This is a genomic window from Aquabacterium sp. (assembly GCF_036279655.1).
Classification (GTDB): Bacteria; Pseudomonadota; Gammaproteobacteria; order Burkholderiales; family Burkholderiaceae_C; genus Aquabacterium.
In genome coordinates, this window is the sequence record NZ_DASUIT010000156.1 from 12,974 (window position 1) to 26,565 (window position 13,592).

Annotated in this window: 15 protein-coding genes; 4 read left to right on the forward strand and 11 right to left on the reverse strand. The window is 61.7% G+C overall.

Annotated elements, in window-relative coordinates; translation table 11 throughout:
- Positions 1-3: 3 nt before the first annotated feature.
- The 6 genes from VFW84_RS16555 to VFW84_RS16580 all read right to left on the reverse strand — a co-directional run bounded on the left by VFW84_RS16555 (position 4) and on the right by VFW84_RS16580 (position 3,637).
- Positions 4-1,455: a CHASE3 domain-containing protein gene (locus VFW84_RS16555; RefSeq protein WP_329681572.1), complete on the reverse strand. Its 1,452-nt coding sequence runs from the start codon at positions 1,453-1,455 to the stop codon at positions 4-6.
- Between the two features lie 24 nt (positions 1,456-1,479).
- Positions 1,480-1,890: a response regulator gene (locus VFW84_RS16560; protein WP_329681573.1), complete on the reverse strand. Its 411-nt coding sequence runs from the start codon at positions 1,888-1,890 to the stop codon at positions 1,480-1,482.
- 99 nt (positions 1,891-1,989) lie between these two features.
- The gene (locus VFW84_RS16565) at positions 1,990-2,277 is read right to left on the reverse strand and encodes a BON domain-containing protein (RefSeq protein ID WP_329681574.1); all 288 of its coding nucleotides are present in this window, start codon (positions 2,275-2,277) and stop codon (positions 1,990-1,992) included.
- Between the two features lie 98 nt (positions 2,278-2,375).
- Positions 2,376-2,603, reverse strand: coding sequence for a hypothetical protein (locus tag VFW84_RS16570; protein ID WP_329681575.1), 228 nt, complete (start codon positions 2,601-2,603; stop codon positions 2,376-2,378).
- Positions 2,604-2,613: 10 nt separating this feature from the next.
- Entirely contained in the window at positions 2,614-2,796 is a 183-nt protein-coding gene (locus VFW84_RS16575) for a glycine zipper 2TM domain-containing protein (protein ID WP_414639034.1), read from the reverse strand.
- An 82-nt stretch (positions 2,797-2,878) separates the two neighbouring features.
- The gene (locus VFW84_RS16580) at positions 2,879-3,637 is read right to left on the reverse strand and encodes an OmpA family protein (RefSeq protein WP_329681577.1); all 759 of its coding nucleotides are present in this window, start codon (positions 3,635-3,637) and stop codon (positions 2,879-2,881) included.
- Positions 3,638-3,842: 205 nt separating this feature from the next.
- Here VFW84_RS16580 and VFW84_RS16585 point away from each other — a divergent pair, with 205 nt between their 5' ends.
- The gene (locus tag VFW84_RS16585; RefSeq protein ID WP_329681578.1) at positions 3,843-5,714 is read left to right on the forward strand and encodes an AI-2E family transporter; all 1,872 of its coding nucleotides are present in this window, start codon (positions 3,843-3,845) and stop codon (positions 5,712-5,714) included.
- Here VFW84_RS16585 and VFW84_RS16590 read toward each other — a convergent pair.
- Positions 5,692-6,327, reverse strand: coding sequence for a response regulator transcription factor (locus tag VFW84_RS16590; protein ID WP_329681579.1), 636 nt, complete (start codon positions 6,325-6,327; stop codon positions 5,692-5,694). The genes VFW84_RS16585 and VFW84_RS16590 overlap by 23 nt on opposite strands.
- 193 nt (positions 6,328-6,520) lie before the next feature.
- On the opposite strand from VFW84_RS16590, the gene VFW84_RS16595 reads away from it, so the two are divergent.
- The gene (locus VFW84_RS16595; protein WP_329681580.1) at positions 6,521-6,682 is read left to right on the forward strand and encodes a DUF1328 domain-containing protein; all 162 of its coding nucleotides are present in this window, start codon (positions 6,521-6,523) and stop codon (positions 6,680-6,682) included.
- 108 nt (positions 6,683-6,790) lie between these two features.
- Here the strand turns inward: VFW84_RS16595 and VFW84_RS16600 are convergent, their stop codons facing one another.
- The 4 genes from VFW84_RS16600 to VFW84_RS16615 form a co-directional block, all read right to left on the reverse strand.
- On the reverse strand, positions 6,791-8,413 hold the full coding sequence (locus VFW84_RS16600) for a bifunctional 3-(3-hydroxy-phenyl)propionate/3-hydroxycinnamic acid hydroxylase (RefSeq protein ID WP_329681581.1): 1,623 nt from the start codon (positions 8,411-8,413) through the stop codon (positions 6,791-6,793).
- Between the two features lie 18 nt (positions 8,414-8,431).
- Positions 8,432-9,469, reverse strand: coding sequence for an alcohol dehydrogenase catalytic domain-containing protein (locus VFW84_RS16605; protein WP_329681582.1), 1,038 nt, complete (start codon positions 9,467-9,469; stop codon positions 8,432-8,434).
- A complete protein-coding gene (locus VFW84_RS16610; RefSeq protein WP_329681583.1) occupies positions 9,466-10,281 on the reverse strand; it encodes a fumarylacetoacetate hydrolase family protein in 816 nt (271 codons plus the stop codon). Before VFW84_RS16610 ends, VFW84_RS16605 begins: the two co-directional genes overlap by 4 nt.
- A gap of 195 nt (positions 10,282-10,476) precedes the next feature.
- A complete protein-coding gene (locus VFW84_RS16615; RefSeq protein ID WP_329681584.1) occupies positions 10,477-11,526 on the reverse strand; it encodes a VOC family protein in 1,050 nt (349 codons plus the stop codon).
- Between the two features lie 210 nt (positions 11,527-11,736).
- Here VFW84_RS16615 and VFW84_RS16620 point away from each other — a divergent pair, with 210 nt between their 5' ends.
- Entirely contained in the window at positions 11,737-12,429 is a 693-nt protein-coding gene (locus VFW84_RS16620) for a TetR/AcrR family transcriptional regulator (protein ID WP_329681585.1), read from the forward strand.
- Positions 12,430-12,609: 180 nt separating this feature from the next.
- Positions 12,610-13,581 (forward strand): fumarylacetoacetate hydrolase family protein, encoded by a 972-nt coding sequence (locus VFW84_RS16625; RefSeq protein WP_329681613.1) that lies wholly within the window; start codon positions 12,610-12,612, stop codon positions 13,579-13,581.
- The last annotated feature ends 11 nt before the right edge of the window (positions 13,582-13,592 follow it).

Sequence of the window (13,592 nt, forward strand, 5' to 3'; positions counted from 1 at the left end):
CAGTCACCTGATACCTGCCGAGCCCTTGGCGGCCTGTCCAGCGCCGGGCAGACCCGATTCAGACAAAGGCACCCAGGCCGACAGGCGAGTGCCCTCGTCGGGGCTGGACGCAATGGTCATCTTCCCGCCCAGCGCTTCCAGACGGAAGCGCATGCCCCTCAAGCCGTGGCTGCCGGTAGGCAGCTTGCTGGCATCAAAGCCCTGACCGTTGTCCCAGACCTCAACGCGCACGCGGCCATCTTCGATGCTCATGAGCACCATGGCCCGCTTGGCCCGCGAATACTTGGCCATATTGGTCAGGGCTTCCTGAACAAAGCGGTACACGGTCAACTGGCGTTCTGCGCTCAAGGACACCTTGACCAACTGGTGCACGATGTCGATCTCGCAACTCTGTGCTCGCTCACTGCACAGGATCTCCAAAGCGGGCACCAGACCCAGCGTCCGCAAAGAGGAGGGCGTCAGGTCCTCGATGATGCGTCGCTTGAGTGCGATCCCTGCATTGAGTGATTCCACCAACTGGTTGAGCTTGGGCATCAACTCTGGCAGCCCGGCGTTGACCTTGGGCTTCATGAAGGTGACGTTGAGTTTGGCCGATGTGAGCAAGGCACCCAATTCATCGTGCAGCTCGCGCGCCAGGCGGGCCCGCTCATCTTCTCGTGCGCTTTGCAGATGGAGCGTCAACTCACGGAGGTCCGTCATGCGGTCGTTGACCTCCTGCTCCAGGCGGTCTCGCTCTTCACGCAAGGCGACCCGTTGGCGCTCGCCTTCCTTCTCGAACCTCCGGCTGGTCACGATCAAGGCCATGAGGATGATCGTGCTCAGGCTGGTCATCGTGATGACACCGATGCGCCCCAGAAGAAAGACGTCCCTGACCTCGTCGAGCCCCTCTGCAATGTGCCGATTGCGGTGGGTCATCACCCGTTGGACTTCGTCGCCCAGCGTCTGCATCATTTCCCGCCCGATGCCGGAGCGCACCATGTCCATCGCGCGCTCCCGGTGGCCCTCGTCATGCAAGCGCATCACCTCGCGCATCTCCGACAGCTTGTCCTCCATGCTGTCGCGGATGTTTTTTTGCATCTTCACGATGGCAGGATCGTCCGAATCGGCATCCAGCTTGTCGATCTCGTCGAGATCGTGGATGACGTCCTCTGCCGCCCGGAGGTAAGGCTGCAGGTAGATCTTGTCCTGGATCAGCAGATAGCCCCGTTTGCCGGATTCGGCCGCCGACAGACGCTGGAACGCGTGGATCATGCGCAGCCTGGCCTGTCCTTGCAGGATCAACTGGTCCAGGGCGCGTGATTGCGCCTGGTAGGAAACCTCTGTGATACCGATCAGCAGCACCGCCGCCATGACGGCCACGGGGATGCTGAGGTTGCTGTAGCGCCCCCTGGCGAACCAGGTTGCGAACACCTGCCGCATGCGGCTCCCGAAGGTGTCATCCGTCCATGAAGTCAAGCCAGCTCCCCAGGTACAAAGGCATCATTGACGGGCACTCAAGCGCTCTGCAATGTCAGCGCAATACTGGACCAGTTCTTCAAGCTCGGAGGATTTGTCGAAAACCTGGTCGGCCTTCAGCGCGGAACACCGGGCTCGCATTTCGCGGGTCGCATAGTTGGTGAGGACCACTTTACGGCAGCTCAGATCGAGCTCATTGGCATGCTGCAGGACGCCTAGACCGGTTCCTTGCTGCAAGAAGATGTCCACGACCATCAGATCCAGATCTTGCCCGTGCTGATCCAGCCACTGGCAAGCCGCCGCTTCATCGGCGGCACTGCCGATCACGGTCAAGGGCAGCATTTCCTGCAAGGTGTCTATCAAGCCTTGAAGGATCAATCCGCTGTCTTCCACCAGAAGACAGCGGACCTGACGCTCTTGACCGCCGGAATTCATGTGGATCCTATCGTGCTCAGCAGGTTTGGAATGGGGGAGGGCTTGACCTCTCATGGCGTATGTTCCACGATTTCTCTCCTGCTGAGTGTCAGACGATTCCTACTGACGGACAAGCAGCGCGTTCTTCACGCTCCTGACACCTTTGGTCTCAGACGCCAGTCGGCCTGCGATGGCCCGCTCTTCTTCGTTCTTGGCGAAGCCCGAAAGAATCACTTCGCCATTGAGGGTCTCCACCTTGACTGCGGCGGCGTCTACCAGTTTGCTTTCGACCAGCTTTGCCTTGATCTGCGTGGTGATGCCCGCATCGTCAATGTACTCGCCGACAGTGGATTGCCCGCGTGTCACGGCGCAACCGGGCATCACAAGCAGGGCCAGAACGGCGGTCATGGCCGCGATCAGTGAGTGTTGGAAGTGCTTCATCGATTTCTCCTTCAGAGGTATGTGTGGCTCACGGCCGTCATGGCGCCGTGTAGCGCGGGGGGATCTCAGCGCTTGTTGTTCATGCCCAGCATCAACAAGCCGCCACCGGTGACCAGCAAGGCCACGCCAGCCCAGACGGGCACGTTCAGTCGTTTGTTCTCCTGAACGTCGACCTGCAGCGGTCCGACCTTCAAGGCGGTGCGCTCGTCGGTGTAATTGATGCCGCCGTAGATCAGCGATAGAACGCCGACGACCAGCAAGGCCGCGCCCAGAATGCCGCTCATGCTTTTCATGTCGGTCTCCTTATTTCTTGCCGACCTGATTGCCGATGACGCCACCCACAGCGGCGCCTCCGACGGTCCCCACAGAGCTGCCTCCGGTCAGGACGGCGCCCGTGACGGCGCCGATGGCGGCCCCTGCGGCCGTGTTGCGGTCTCTGTTGCTCATGTTGGCGCAGGCCCCCATCAGGGCACACAGTCCGAGCATGGACAAAACCTGAGCGGTGCGAGTGGTGAGTGTTTTCATGATGATTCCTTCAGGGTTGTGCTTGTCACCGGGATGCGTCATTTCACGGCTTGGGGGCACCAACGGCCTCGATCACCACGCGGCGATCAGGTGCCAGGCAGGCCACCAACTTCTTGTTGCTGCCGCGCTCGGCGCCCAGGTTCTTGCAGGTGTCTCCGGTCACCGAGGCCGATTCACCTCGACCCTCCTTGAAGACCCGGCTGGCCGCGATGCCACCCGTGTCGACCAGGTAGTTCTTGATGGACTCGGCACGCCGGGTGGACAGATCCAGGTTGTAGCTGGTGCTGCCGATGCGGTCGGCATAGCCTACCGCCACCACGGCTTCCAGGTTGATGCCCTGCATCTTCTTGAGCAGACCGTCCAGCGTGGTCTTGCCTTCTGCTGTCAATGAGGCCTTGTCGAAATCGAACAAGGCATCGGCCGGGATCGTGACCTTCTCCGACGTCGGTGCTGGTGGAGCAGGCGCTACGGTGACAGGAGGAGGTGTCACGGATGGCGTTACCACGGGCGCGCTCGGCATGCACACGGGTTTGGATTGCATGGACTCTTCGCAGTAGCAGCCTGCTGGCAGGGGCAAACCTGTCACGGAAGTCGTGGCGGCCTTCTCGGGCGTCCAGTAGCCCGTTCTCCAGCACAGCCCTGTGCTGTTGCGAACGATCACCTGATCGGAGTCCGTGAGATAGGGGCTGTTGATCACATCAGGCGAGATCTTGATAGGCGCCAGCGCAGGCTGGGCATACGCCGCCATGGCTGTTGAGAAGAGGGCGAGTGCGGTCAGACGTGTGTGGATTCGATGTTTCATGCTTGTTTCCCTTGAAAGACAGCTTCAGTGTGTCGATGTATGGCGCCGTCGGATGCCAGCCAAGGGCGCAAGCCGTTGAAGGACCAGTCCGACAACGCGCGTGTTGTCAGTGAATTCCTACACCCGAGGCTAGAGGTCACCGACAGCGGCTCGGCGCCAGAGCTGTCCCAATCAAGCCATCCTGTACATCACAAGTGGAAGCCGCATGTCCCTCTATCCACCAGACGGTCAAACCACCTTGGTATTGCCGCCCGGCCTCAAGCTGACCCTGAAGGCCTTGACGGGTGCACTGGCCATCTTGGCCCTGCACTTCGGCGAGAGCATCTTGATCCCTGTGTGCCTGGCTGCATTGATCGCGTTTTGCCTGAATCCGCCAGTGAACTACCTGCGTCGGCTGGGCATGCCGCGCAGCCTGGCCGTGTCCACCGTGACGTTGACGGTCACGGGCTTGCTGGCGGGCGGTGTCTTTTTGATGACTGGCAACGTGATCGACATGGGACGCAACATGGCGCAGTACCAGCGCAATGTGGAAGTCAAGCTCAAGCATGTCAGGCAGGACGTCAGTGCCAATGGCTCATTCCGGTCTTTGGGGCGCATGACCACGGCCATCGAGACGGAGTTCTCGGCACTGGCCAGATCGCTCACACCGGCGTCCGTGCCAACTGCGACACGTCAGATCGCAGGATCTGTCACGGTGGTCCAGAAACCTTCTCAAAGTGTCACCTTGGTGGGAACGCTGCTGGATCCTTTGCTCACGGCCGGCATCGTGCTGGTTCTGCTGGTGTTCATGCTGCTCGACCCGGACGATCTGCGAGACCGTCTGCTGCGCCTGTCTGGCACACGCCTCTACCGCATGACCGATGCAATCAAGGAGGCCGGCGAGCGCTTGCAGAGCTATCTGGGTGCTCAATTGCGCTTGAACCTGGGCTATGGCGTCGTACAAGTGCTGGCTTTCAGCGCGCTGGGTTTGCCGGGCGCCCTCATGTGGGGGCTGCTCTCGGGTGTCATGCGTTTCATTCCGTATGTGGGCCCCATCGTGGCAGCCATTTGCCCGCTGATGGTGGCTGTCGCAGTGCAACCCGACTGGGGCTTGTTCCTGGGTGTCATCGCGGTCATCGTCGTGATGGAACTGGTCACCAACAATGTGCTCGAGCCCTGGTTGTATGGCAACAGCACAGGCATGGGGTCCTTGTCGGTGCTGCTGTCAGCGGCATTCTGGACAGCCCTTTGGGGCCCTGCCGGACTGATCCTGTCCATGCCGCTGAGCATTTGCCTGAGCACCTTCGGGCGTCACTTTCATCAGTTGGCGGCGTTCGACATCCTGTTGGGCAACTCACCGGCCATGCCTGCCTCCACTCGGCTGTACCAGAGGCTGCTGGCATCTGACGAGGGCGAGAGCGAGCACATCGCCAGGAGCCACATCACCGAACATGGATGGGCCCATTTCTGTGACCAGGTGGCCTTGCCAGCGCTGGCCTTGAGCCGCTACCAGGAGCGTGACCGCTGTGATGCCGTTCACCGCATTTCGGTCACCACTGCGATGAGCTCACTGTTGGACTCGCTGGAGGTGCCGTCTTTGAACAAGGAGGTGCACGCCACCATCTGGTGCATCGGCATGCAAAGCGACGCCGATGATCTGGCAGCACGCATGCTGTGCCGCAGTCTCACAGAACAAGGGCTCCAGGCCCGGCAGGCCAAGCTCTCGGCACTTCAGCAGGATGACGCACCATGGCCTCCGCCCGAGGCGGTCATCTTGATCGGGTTTGCGCAACCCCATCCGAAGGTGCTGGAGGCCATGGTCACCAAGATTCGGAGGGCCTATCTCAGATGCCGTATCGTCATCAACCATCCGCAAGGCGCTGATGTGTCTCTGAGCAGCCATGGCGCGGTGGGGGACTGGCGTCAGTCCAAGGCTCTGAGCTTCGAGGAGCTGTCTCTGCTGATGAGCCCTTTGCCTCCGGAGGTGACGTCTGCCAGCAGCGCAACGACACCTCACACGAGCCCATCAGCTCAGGAAATAACCGGATGGCTCGTTGACGTGGACGACAGGGCTCTCATTGGATCAAGCCATTCTTGAGCGCGTAGTACGTGAGGTCACTGTTGGTGGACAGGTTGAGCTTTTCCATGACACGTGTGCGGTAGGTGCTGACGGTCTTGACGCTCAAGGCCATGGCATCGGCCATGGCGCCCACGGTTTCACCTTTGGCCAGCCTGAGGAACACCTGAAACTCTCGCTCGGACAGCAATTCATGGGGTTGCTTGTCACGTTGTGATTCGCCCAGACCATTGGCCAGCAACTCGGCAACCGCCGCAGTGATGTACTTTCGACCTCTGTAAACGGTGCGAATGGCCTGGATGATCTCGGCTGGATCGCACTCCTTGTTGAGGTAACCCGAGGCACCCAATTTGAGCAGATGGGTGGCGTAGTGCTGTTCCGGATAGCCGCTCAGGATCAGAACGGCCAGGTCAGGAAAGCGGGCTTTGATGGCAGACAGGGCGTCCACGCCACTCTGGTCGGGCATGGACAGGTCCATGATGAGGACGTCCACCTCACCGCCTCTGGCCAGCTCCAGTGCTTCCAGGCCATTGGCCGCCTCACCTACCACCCGAAGATCGACCTGTTCAACCAGGTACTGCTTCAGCCCCGCACGGACAAGGATGTGGTCGTCCACCAGCCCAACTCGAATCATCTTGCCGCTCCTTCGATGCAGTCGCTGCAGTCTACCGGCAAGTAGGCACAGTCTGACAGGTCGATGACCTTCCGGCTGACTTCCGGACACGGTGCTGACTGGCGCTGCCCATGGATAGCGGCGCCTAAAGTGAATGCATCGCCATCACCGTGGTGGCGACCTTCGAGGCCCCCCTCTACATCAGGAGTTCACCATGTTGCACTACGCCGTTGTTTTCTTTGTCATTGCATTGATTGCCGCCGTGCTGGGTTTCGGGGGCCTTGCCTCTGGTGCCGCCGGAATCGCCAAGATTCTCTTTGTGGTCTTCCTGGTCATGGCCGTCATCTCGTTCCTCATCAACATGGTTCGCGCCTGACTCGTCAACATCATCCAGTCAAGGACTCTCCGCGATGATCCGGCAAGGTCCCATCATGTCCGCCCGGATGGCCTCAGCAACCGGTGCCGCACTCGCCGTCGCTGCAGGCTATGTGGCTAAGCGTCGCAAAGCCAAACGCTGGTCGTGGGCGTGGCCGTACAAGCTCATCGCGTGCTTGAGCAGTGAGGGCCCTTGTGTGTCGGGCCCGTCGTGCATCACGACCTTGTCCGGTCGCACAATGGCCAGCCAGCCGACGGGCACCACCGACGGTATCAAGCCTCCGCCGAGGTCTTCCCAAAGACTGAGCGAGGATGTTCGTGCCATGTGCCCACGTGGGTTGATCTGAATGAAGCTGCCACCGCGCTCCGCCCATGCCTGCGCGATCGCTGGCGCGATCCCTGCCGAGGGGTCCACCCCAAAGCCCACCATGACCAGACCGGTCCCCAGCACATCGTCGCTCAGCATCACCTCGCCACCGGCTTGAGGTTTGAGCCAGACTTGCGGCATCTGCTCCCCACGCCGCAGCTTGGCTCCTCGCACAGGCTTGACGAAGCACCCTGCCTTGAATCGGTTGGCCGGTTTGATCTCCAGGTTTTCAAACAAGCATCTCAGCCTGGGGATGCGGGTCATGACCCGCATCAGGCCATGGGTCATGAAGGCCGCTGCATGGTTGCTGGGCATGACCAGTCGCCCCATCAGCTTGGCCAGGTTGATCATGGCCTTGGCATGTGGGCGCCGCTCCTGGTCGTAGGTGTCAAGCACGCTCGGTTGAGCCCGACCATGGCAGACCCAGGACAGTTTCCAGGCCAGGTTGGCCACATCGCGCAAACCGGCGACCAGGCCTTGCCCCACAAACGGCGGGGTGATGTGCGCGGCGTCGCCCACCAGAAACACACGTCCCACCTTGAACTGATCGGCCACTCGCGCATGGAATCGGTACACCGCCACGCGCTCGATCTCGATGTCCTGTCCTTGGGTCCATGGCTGCAGCAGGCGCTTGACCATGTCGGGGTGCTCCATCTGCTCCCGGGTCTCGCCAGGGTTGAGCTTGAACTCCCAGCGCTGACGCCCGCCTGGTGCCACCATGTGAGGGGTGGGGCGGTGTGGATCGCAAATGAACTCGACGTGGTCGATGGGGGTTGGCAGTTGTTTGGCATCGACCACCAACCAGTCTTCTGCAAAGGTCTTACCTTTGAATTCCTGCCCCAGGATGCGGCGAACCAGCGAGTTGGCCCCGTCGGCACCCACCACGTAGCGCGCACGGACTTGGCGCGACTGGCCATCGTCGGTCTGAAGTTCAGCGGTGACACCGTCCGCATGCTGGTTCAGTGACGCCAGGGACACCCCCAGAGCGACGCTCACGTGGCGGCTGTCCTGCAAGCGAGCGCGCAGCACACGCTCCAGCTCCGGCTGGAAGAACGTGACCAGTTTGGGATGCCCATCCACAGAGCCCGCCGTGACCGCGCGGCTGTATTGACCAAACAACGGCGAGTGCATGCGCACCTCGGGGATGGCCACTTTGTCAAAGGCGTCGTCCTCGAGGCCGCACATTTGCAGCACACGCAGGGCTTCGTTGTCCAGGGCGATGGCGCGAGGTGCCAGGAAGATGTCCTGGGCCTTGTCGATCACCAGGGTCTTGGTGCCATAGCGGTTCAGCAGTTGTGCCAAGGCAGCCCCAACGGGCCCCATGCCAACGATGAGGACATCAACTTCAGAGGGGATGTGAGACATGTGTGCTCCGGACTGCGCTCAAGCAGTCGTGAGAATCGCGCGACCCGCGCGTTGTTGGGCGACGTGCGCAAAGGCCTGCTCGCCCTGCGCAAGTGGAACGATCAAACCCAGAGGCAAGTGCAGGCCCATCTGGGCGTCCAGCAGTTGCTGCAAGGCGTCCAGTGCCTGGCCGCTGGGCTGAAAGATGGTCCAGGCATAACGTGTGCCGCGGCCTCCTGTGGCCAAGGCCAGGTCGCGCATCGCCGACCATGCGCGAAACGCCCGCCATCCGCCTCTGATCCAGCCATGCGTGTCGATGCTGTCCAGCAGGGGGTGCACGGTGGTGGCGTGGCCCATGGCGCCGGGCTTGAGGCGGCTGATCAAGGCCGCATCGTCTGGCCAGGCCGCAAAATTGAGGCTGACGTCATGGCAAGTTGGCAGGGTTGACAAGGCCTGACGCGTGCGATCCAAGACGCTGGCTGCGCCCAGGCTTTTGCAGGTCTGGACATGCGGTGTGCTGCAGATGGCCGTGACCCGTGCTCCCCATCGGTTCAAGACCTGCAGCGCCAGTTGTCCCAGACCACCCGAGGCCCCATGAACCAGCACTTCCTTGCCTTTGGCGTTGTGTTGATCCAGGCCCACGCTTTGAAGCGCCAGCCAACAGGTGGTGAAGGTGTAGGGCAGGGCGGCCAGCTCTGGCGAGCTGTAGTTCGCCGGTGCGGCCCGCAGGTGCCTGGCCTGTGCCAGAACATGGCTGGCATGCGCACCCCGAGGGCCCGTTGGCAACAGGCCGAACACACGATCTCCCGGGCGCCATGTGGGCTCGCCCGGGCCGACCGCCTGAACGATGCCTGTCAGGTCATTGCCCAGGGCCAGGGGAAAACTGGCAGCGTGTTTGAGCGCGAGCACCCGTCTGCCATAGCCGGTCGACCGCTTGGCGTCGATGGGATTGACGGAGCTGGCCTCCACGCGGACCAGCACCTGACCTCGTCCCGGGGCGGGAAGGTCGCATGGCAGATACAGAAATCGAGCCGGGCGGCCCGGTGCCTCACAGAGCAACTGCTGTGCATGTGTCATGCCGCGATCACCTTGCTGCGCTGGCTCCCCAGATCCAATGCCCCGTCATCCGTGCGGATGCTCAAGGTCATCACGTCGGTCGGTTGCAGGTACTTTGGGTTGCGCAGGCCGCGCTGGATGAAGAACTTCCACTTGGTGGGCTCTGACAAGATACGGTTGGCCACCAACATGGACAGCTTGCCAGGGGCTTTGGCCGCGCAACCGGCGGGCGTTCCCGTCGCAATCAGGTCACCAGCATGGAGGTTCTGCAGCGCGGAGAACTCGCTCACCGTGGCGTGCGGTGGGTGCAGCATGTCTCGGCAATAGGTGTCCTGGCGGACCTGGCCATTGACGCTCAGTTGCATGTGCAACTCGGGCCAGCGTTGCCACTCTGCTGGCTCCAGCAAGAGCAGCACGGGCCCGGTCGGGCCGAAGGTGCGGTAGCTCTTGCCCTTGTAGAACTGGCCTTGAGGCAATTGCACATCACGCGCAGAGACATCGTTGACGATCGTGATGCCCGCCAGCACCTCATGCAGTCGGTCGGGCTGGACCTGGACGCCGGCAGTCAGATCGCGCCCGAGCACCAGGCCCAGCTCGATCTCATAGTCCAGCAGCTTGACGTGGTTAGGGCGAACGACATCGTCGTAGGGCCCTGTCAGCGAGGACGATGCCTTGGTGAAGAAGGTATTGAAGGGCATGTCGGCCGGATCCATGCCGGACTCGCGCACGTGGCTGCCGTAGTTCACGCCCTGACAGAGGAACTGCTGGTTCGTCGTGATGGGTGACAGGACCTGAACCTCATCGATGGGCACGGTGGCCTGCGCAACCGTCATGGTGCGGGCCTCGATTTGCCCATGGCGGATGAGGTCTGCCGTTGTGACGTACCTGCCTGGCAAAGGTGCGATGCGACGGTCAAACAAGACGCCCCAATGGGCATGCTCTGGCTGATCGGGTGGGGTGTATCGAACAAGTGGAGTGGCCATGTTTGACTCTGTGATGTGAATGGGAATGAATGAGATGACCGGGGGTCATCGCCAGGGGCGGGCCGGGGTGTCCATCACCCGGCCCATCATCAGCAGGCGCTTCAAGCTCACGCGGCCCGTACGCAGCAGCTGGATCACCCGCCACAGCATGGCGGGTGTCTTGGCGGGGAACATGCTGGCGGGGACGTCCTCGCCCCAAGTCCAGAGTGCACTGGTGGTGAAGGGCCCATAGTGAGGTTCGCGGTCGGCCGTGAAGACGTCGCCATCGGTGTAGTGCTCGAACGCATAGCCATCGGGATCCCGCCAGTAGTCGAACAACTGGCTGCCCAGCAAGTGCCGCCCGATGCCCCACATGTGGTCGTGTCCATTGAGGCGCAGCACTTGCTGGCCCTGACCCAGGGCATCCAGGTCGTTGACCTCCCAGGCGCTGTGTTCATAGCAGGCTTCCAACCCTCCGGCGATGACCACCGTGTGGTGATCGGCGGGCGTGTCACCCAGATCCAGGCGGAAGAAGGTCAGGAAGGGGGCGCCGTCATCGAGATACTGGACATCTGAGGGGATCACACCCAGGTGGCGCATGTACCAGTCCGCCATGGTGTGGAAGTCTGTGGTTTGCATCACCACGTGTCCCAGGCGCCCCACGGTCGCCGGTTCGATGTCCGTGCGGACCGTGGTGTTCACGCGAAGCGTCTGGCCCAGGGCATTCATGTGCTGGTGCATGGGCTCACGCAGAGGCAAGGGGTCCACCGTGCCCCAATCGGTGATCAACCAGACTTCGTTGCCATCCGGATCGAGCAGGCTCACACCACGACCACCGCCGGGCACGGCATGGGCCGGCAAAGACTGAGCGCCGCATTCGCGTTGGAGGCGCTCGAAATCGGTGTCTGGCGCCACCGTGAAGGCCGCACCCACGTAGCGGGCGGTCTTGGCCCTGCGGGCGATCAGGACGGCCGGTGCAGGGCCGGCGCCGCGCATCACCAACAGGTCTTTCGTGCGCGAGACGGTGATCAATCCGAAGTCGGTCCAGAAGCGCTGCGCCTCATCCAGGTTGACTTTGTCAAAACGAAGAAAGGCCAGTTGGGTGGCTTTTTGCATGGCCGGGGGGCGCGCAAGCTTGCGCACGTGCGCGGGCAAGGCGCTTTCGGGGTATTCGGGCGGGGTCCTCAAGACCTGGGTGTGGCTCATAGGTGTGTGGGTGCTTGCCGGATGGGCTTGTGGTCGCTCAAGAATTGAACTAATAATGACACAAATGTCATTATGACGTTTTTGTCGTTTTCCCTGATCGAGATCAGCTAATCTCTCGACATGAGCACACTTGAACCTGATTTCCGCACCCGCGTGGCGGCAGAAAAACGCGAGCGCATGCGCACCCGCCTGATCGAGGCGGCCATGGAGGTCTTCTCGTCAAAGGGCGTTGACGCCACGGTCATTGAGGACCTGATCGAGCAGGCGCAGGTGTCGCGTGGCACCTTCTACAACTACTTCCGCACCACCGAAGAGGTGATGGCGGCGGTGCTGCAGGCGGTGGGCAATGAACTGTTGTCTCTGGTGGACCTGGCCATTGCCGATCGAGCGGACCCGGCTGAGCGCCTGGCCTGTGGCGTGCGCATGGTGCTACACACGGCGAAGCACTTCCCACACGCGGGGCGCTTCATCTCTCGGGTGGGCGTGACCCGCAGCCTGGACCATCTGCCAGCGCTGGGCTATCTGCTGCGCGATCTGCTGGAGGCCACCGCAACGGGGCGCTTCAAGCTGGCCGACCCGATGCTGGGCCTGGATCTGGTGGTCGGCACCACCAGTGCGGCACTGTCATCACTGGGGATGCGCCCGGACCTGACCGATTCCTACCCGCAGGAGATCACTTTTCACATCCTCCTGGGCCTGGGCATGAGTCGCGCGGCCGCCCGCAAGTTGGTGGACAAACCCATCGGGGCGGTGGAGCTCCCGCCTGAATCCCTGCTCGTGCGAACGCTGAACAGATCACCTCAACACGCCTGACCCCCGCCGCTTATGAGTCCATCACTCCATGAGATCGACGAACCATCACGCCGCAGTGCCTTCAAGGCAGGTGCTGCCGTGCTGGGTTCCTTGTCCTTGCCCACACCTGCTGTGGCGGCCACGGCACGCTCGGGCAACGGTGACATGCCCTCCACCAGACCTTCTGCAAAGGCACGTGCCATGGCGATTCACGCGGCTCGCTTTTCCTACCAAGGCCGCATCCAATGGGGTCTGGTGTCCGGCAAGCGCATCACGCCACTGCCCGGTGAGTTCGCCACGACGGCCGATTTCGTCCAGGGCCATGACGTCGGCGCCTTGCGTGAATTCGCGGCATCCAATGCGGCGAGCCGAAACACCCTGGCCCTGGGTGAGGTCCAGATCCTCTCGCCAGTGACGCGCAACCAGCAGTTTCTTTGCCAAGGCGCCAACTACCGCCAGCACATGATCGAGTCAGGTTTGGACCCCGATGCCAAGACCTACAACATGATCTTCACCAAGGCGACCAGTTGCATCGTTCCGGCCGGCAGTGATCTCGTCAAACCGGCGCGCGTTCGGTTTCTGGACTATGAGATTGAGCTGGGCTTGATCCTCAAGCGCGATGTGCTGGCCAAGACCGTGGTCACTGACGAGCATCTGCATGAGTTCGTTGCGGGGCTTGTCATCGTCAACGACTACTCGGCTCGGGACATCCAGATTCCAGAGACACAGTTCTACAAAGGCAAGAGTTTTCGCACCTTTGGCCCCGTCGGTCCGTTCCTGTGTCTGCTGTCGCCACAAGACATGAAGCATTTGGGCCAGCTGCAACTCACACTGACCGTCAACGGCCAGGTGAGGCAAAAGGACACCACCGCCAACATGGTGTTTGGGCCGGCGGAAACCTTGACCGAGTTGTCAGGCGTTCAAGACCTGTTTGCGGGCGACCTGTTGTCCACCGGCACGCCAGCAGGATGCGCCTTGTCCGTGCCATCGCCCTTCAAACAACGCATGGGTGCGTTGCTGCCAGAAGCGACCAAATGGGCGATCTTCAACAAGGTACAGGAAGGTCGCCAGGAGTACCTCCAGGTGGGGGATGTGGTGGAGGCACGGATTCAAAGCCCGGACGGCGTGATTGACCTGGGTGTGCAGCGCAACAAGGTGGTCAGGGGTACTTGAGGTGATCGGCG

Bases quoted from the DNA above. Each gene is read 5' to 3' on its own strand.
- VFW84_RS16615 (WP_329681584.1), bottom strand. From the start codon at position 11,526: ATGCAAAAAGCCACCCAACTGGCCTTTCTTCGTTTTGACAAAGTCAAC.
- VFW84_RS16600 (WP_329681581.1), bottom strand. From the start codon at position 8,413: ATGTCTCACATCCCCTCTGAAGTTGATGTCCTCATCGTTGGCATGGGG.
- VFW84_RS16595 (WP_329681580.1), top strand. From the start codon at position 6,521: ATGTTGCACTACGCCGTTGTTTTCTTTGTCATTGCATTGATTGCCGCC.
- VFW84_RS16605 (WP_329681582.1), bottom strand. From the start codon at position 9,469: ATGACACATGCACAGCAGTTGCTCTGTGAGGCACCGGGCCGCCCGGCT.
- VFW84_RS16625 (WP_329681613.1), top strand. From the start codon at position 12,610: ATGGCGATTCACGCGGCTCGCTTTTCCTACCAAGGCCGCATCCAATGG.
- VFW84_RS16565 (WP_329681574.1), bottom strand. From the start codon at position 2,277: ATGACCGCCGTTCTGGCCCTGCTTGTGATGCCCGGTTGCGCCGTGACA.
- VFW84_RS16610 (WP_329681583.1), bottom strand. From the start codon at position 10,281: ATGACGGTTGCGCAGGCCACCGTGCCCATCGATGAGGTTCAGGTCCTG.
- VFW84_RS16560 (WP_329681573.1), bottom strand. From the start codon at position 1,890: ATGAATTCCGGCGGTCAAGAGCGTCAGGTCCGCTGTCTTCTGGTGGAA.
- VFW84_RS16580 (WP_329681577.1), bottom strand. From the start codon at position 3,637: ATGAAACATCGAATCCACACACGTCTGACCGCACTCGCCCTCTTCTCA.
- VFW84_RS16585 (WP_329681578.1), top strand. From the start codon at position 3,843: ATGTCCCTCTATCCACCAGACGGTCAAACCACCTTGGTATTGCCGCCC.
- VFW84_RS16590 (WP_329681579.1), bottom strand. From the start codon at position 6,327: ATGATTCGAGTTGGGCTGGTGGACGACCACATCCTTGTCCGTGCGGGG.
- VFW84_RS16570 (WP_329681575.1), bottom strand. From the start codon at position 2,603: ATGAAAAGCATGAGCGGCATTCTGGGCGCGGCCTTGCTGGTCGTCGGC.
- VFW84_RS16620 (WP_329681585.1), top strand. From the start codon at position 11,737: ATGAGCACACTTGAACCTGATTTCCGCACCCGCGTGGCGGCAGAAAAA.
- VFW84_RS16575 (WP_414639034.1), bottom strand. From the start codon at position 2,796: ATGCTCGGACTGTGTGCCCTGATGGGGGCCTGCGCCAACATGAGCAAC.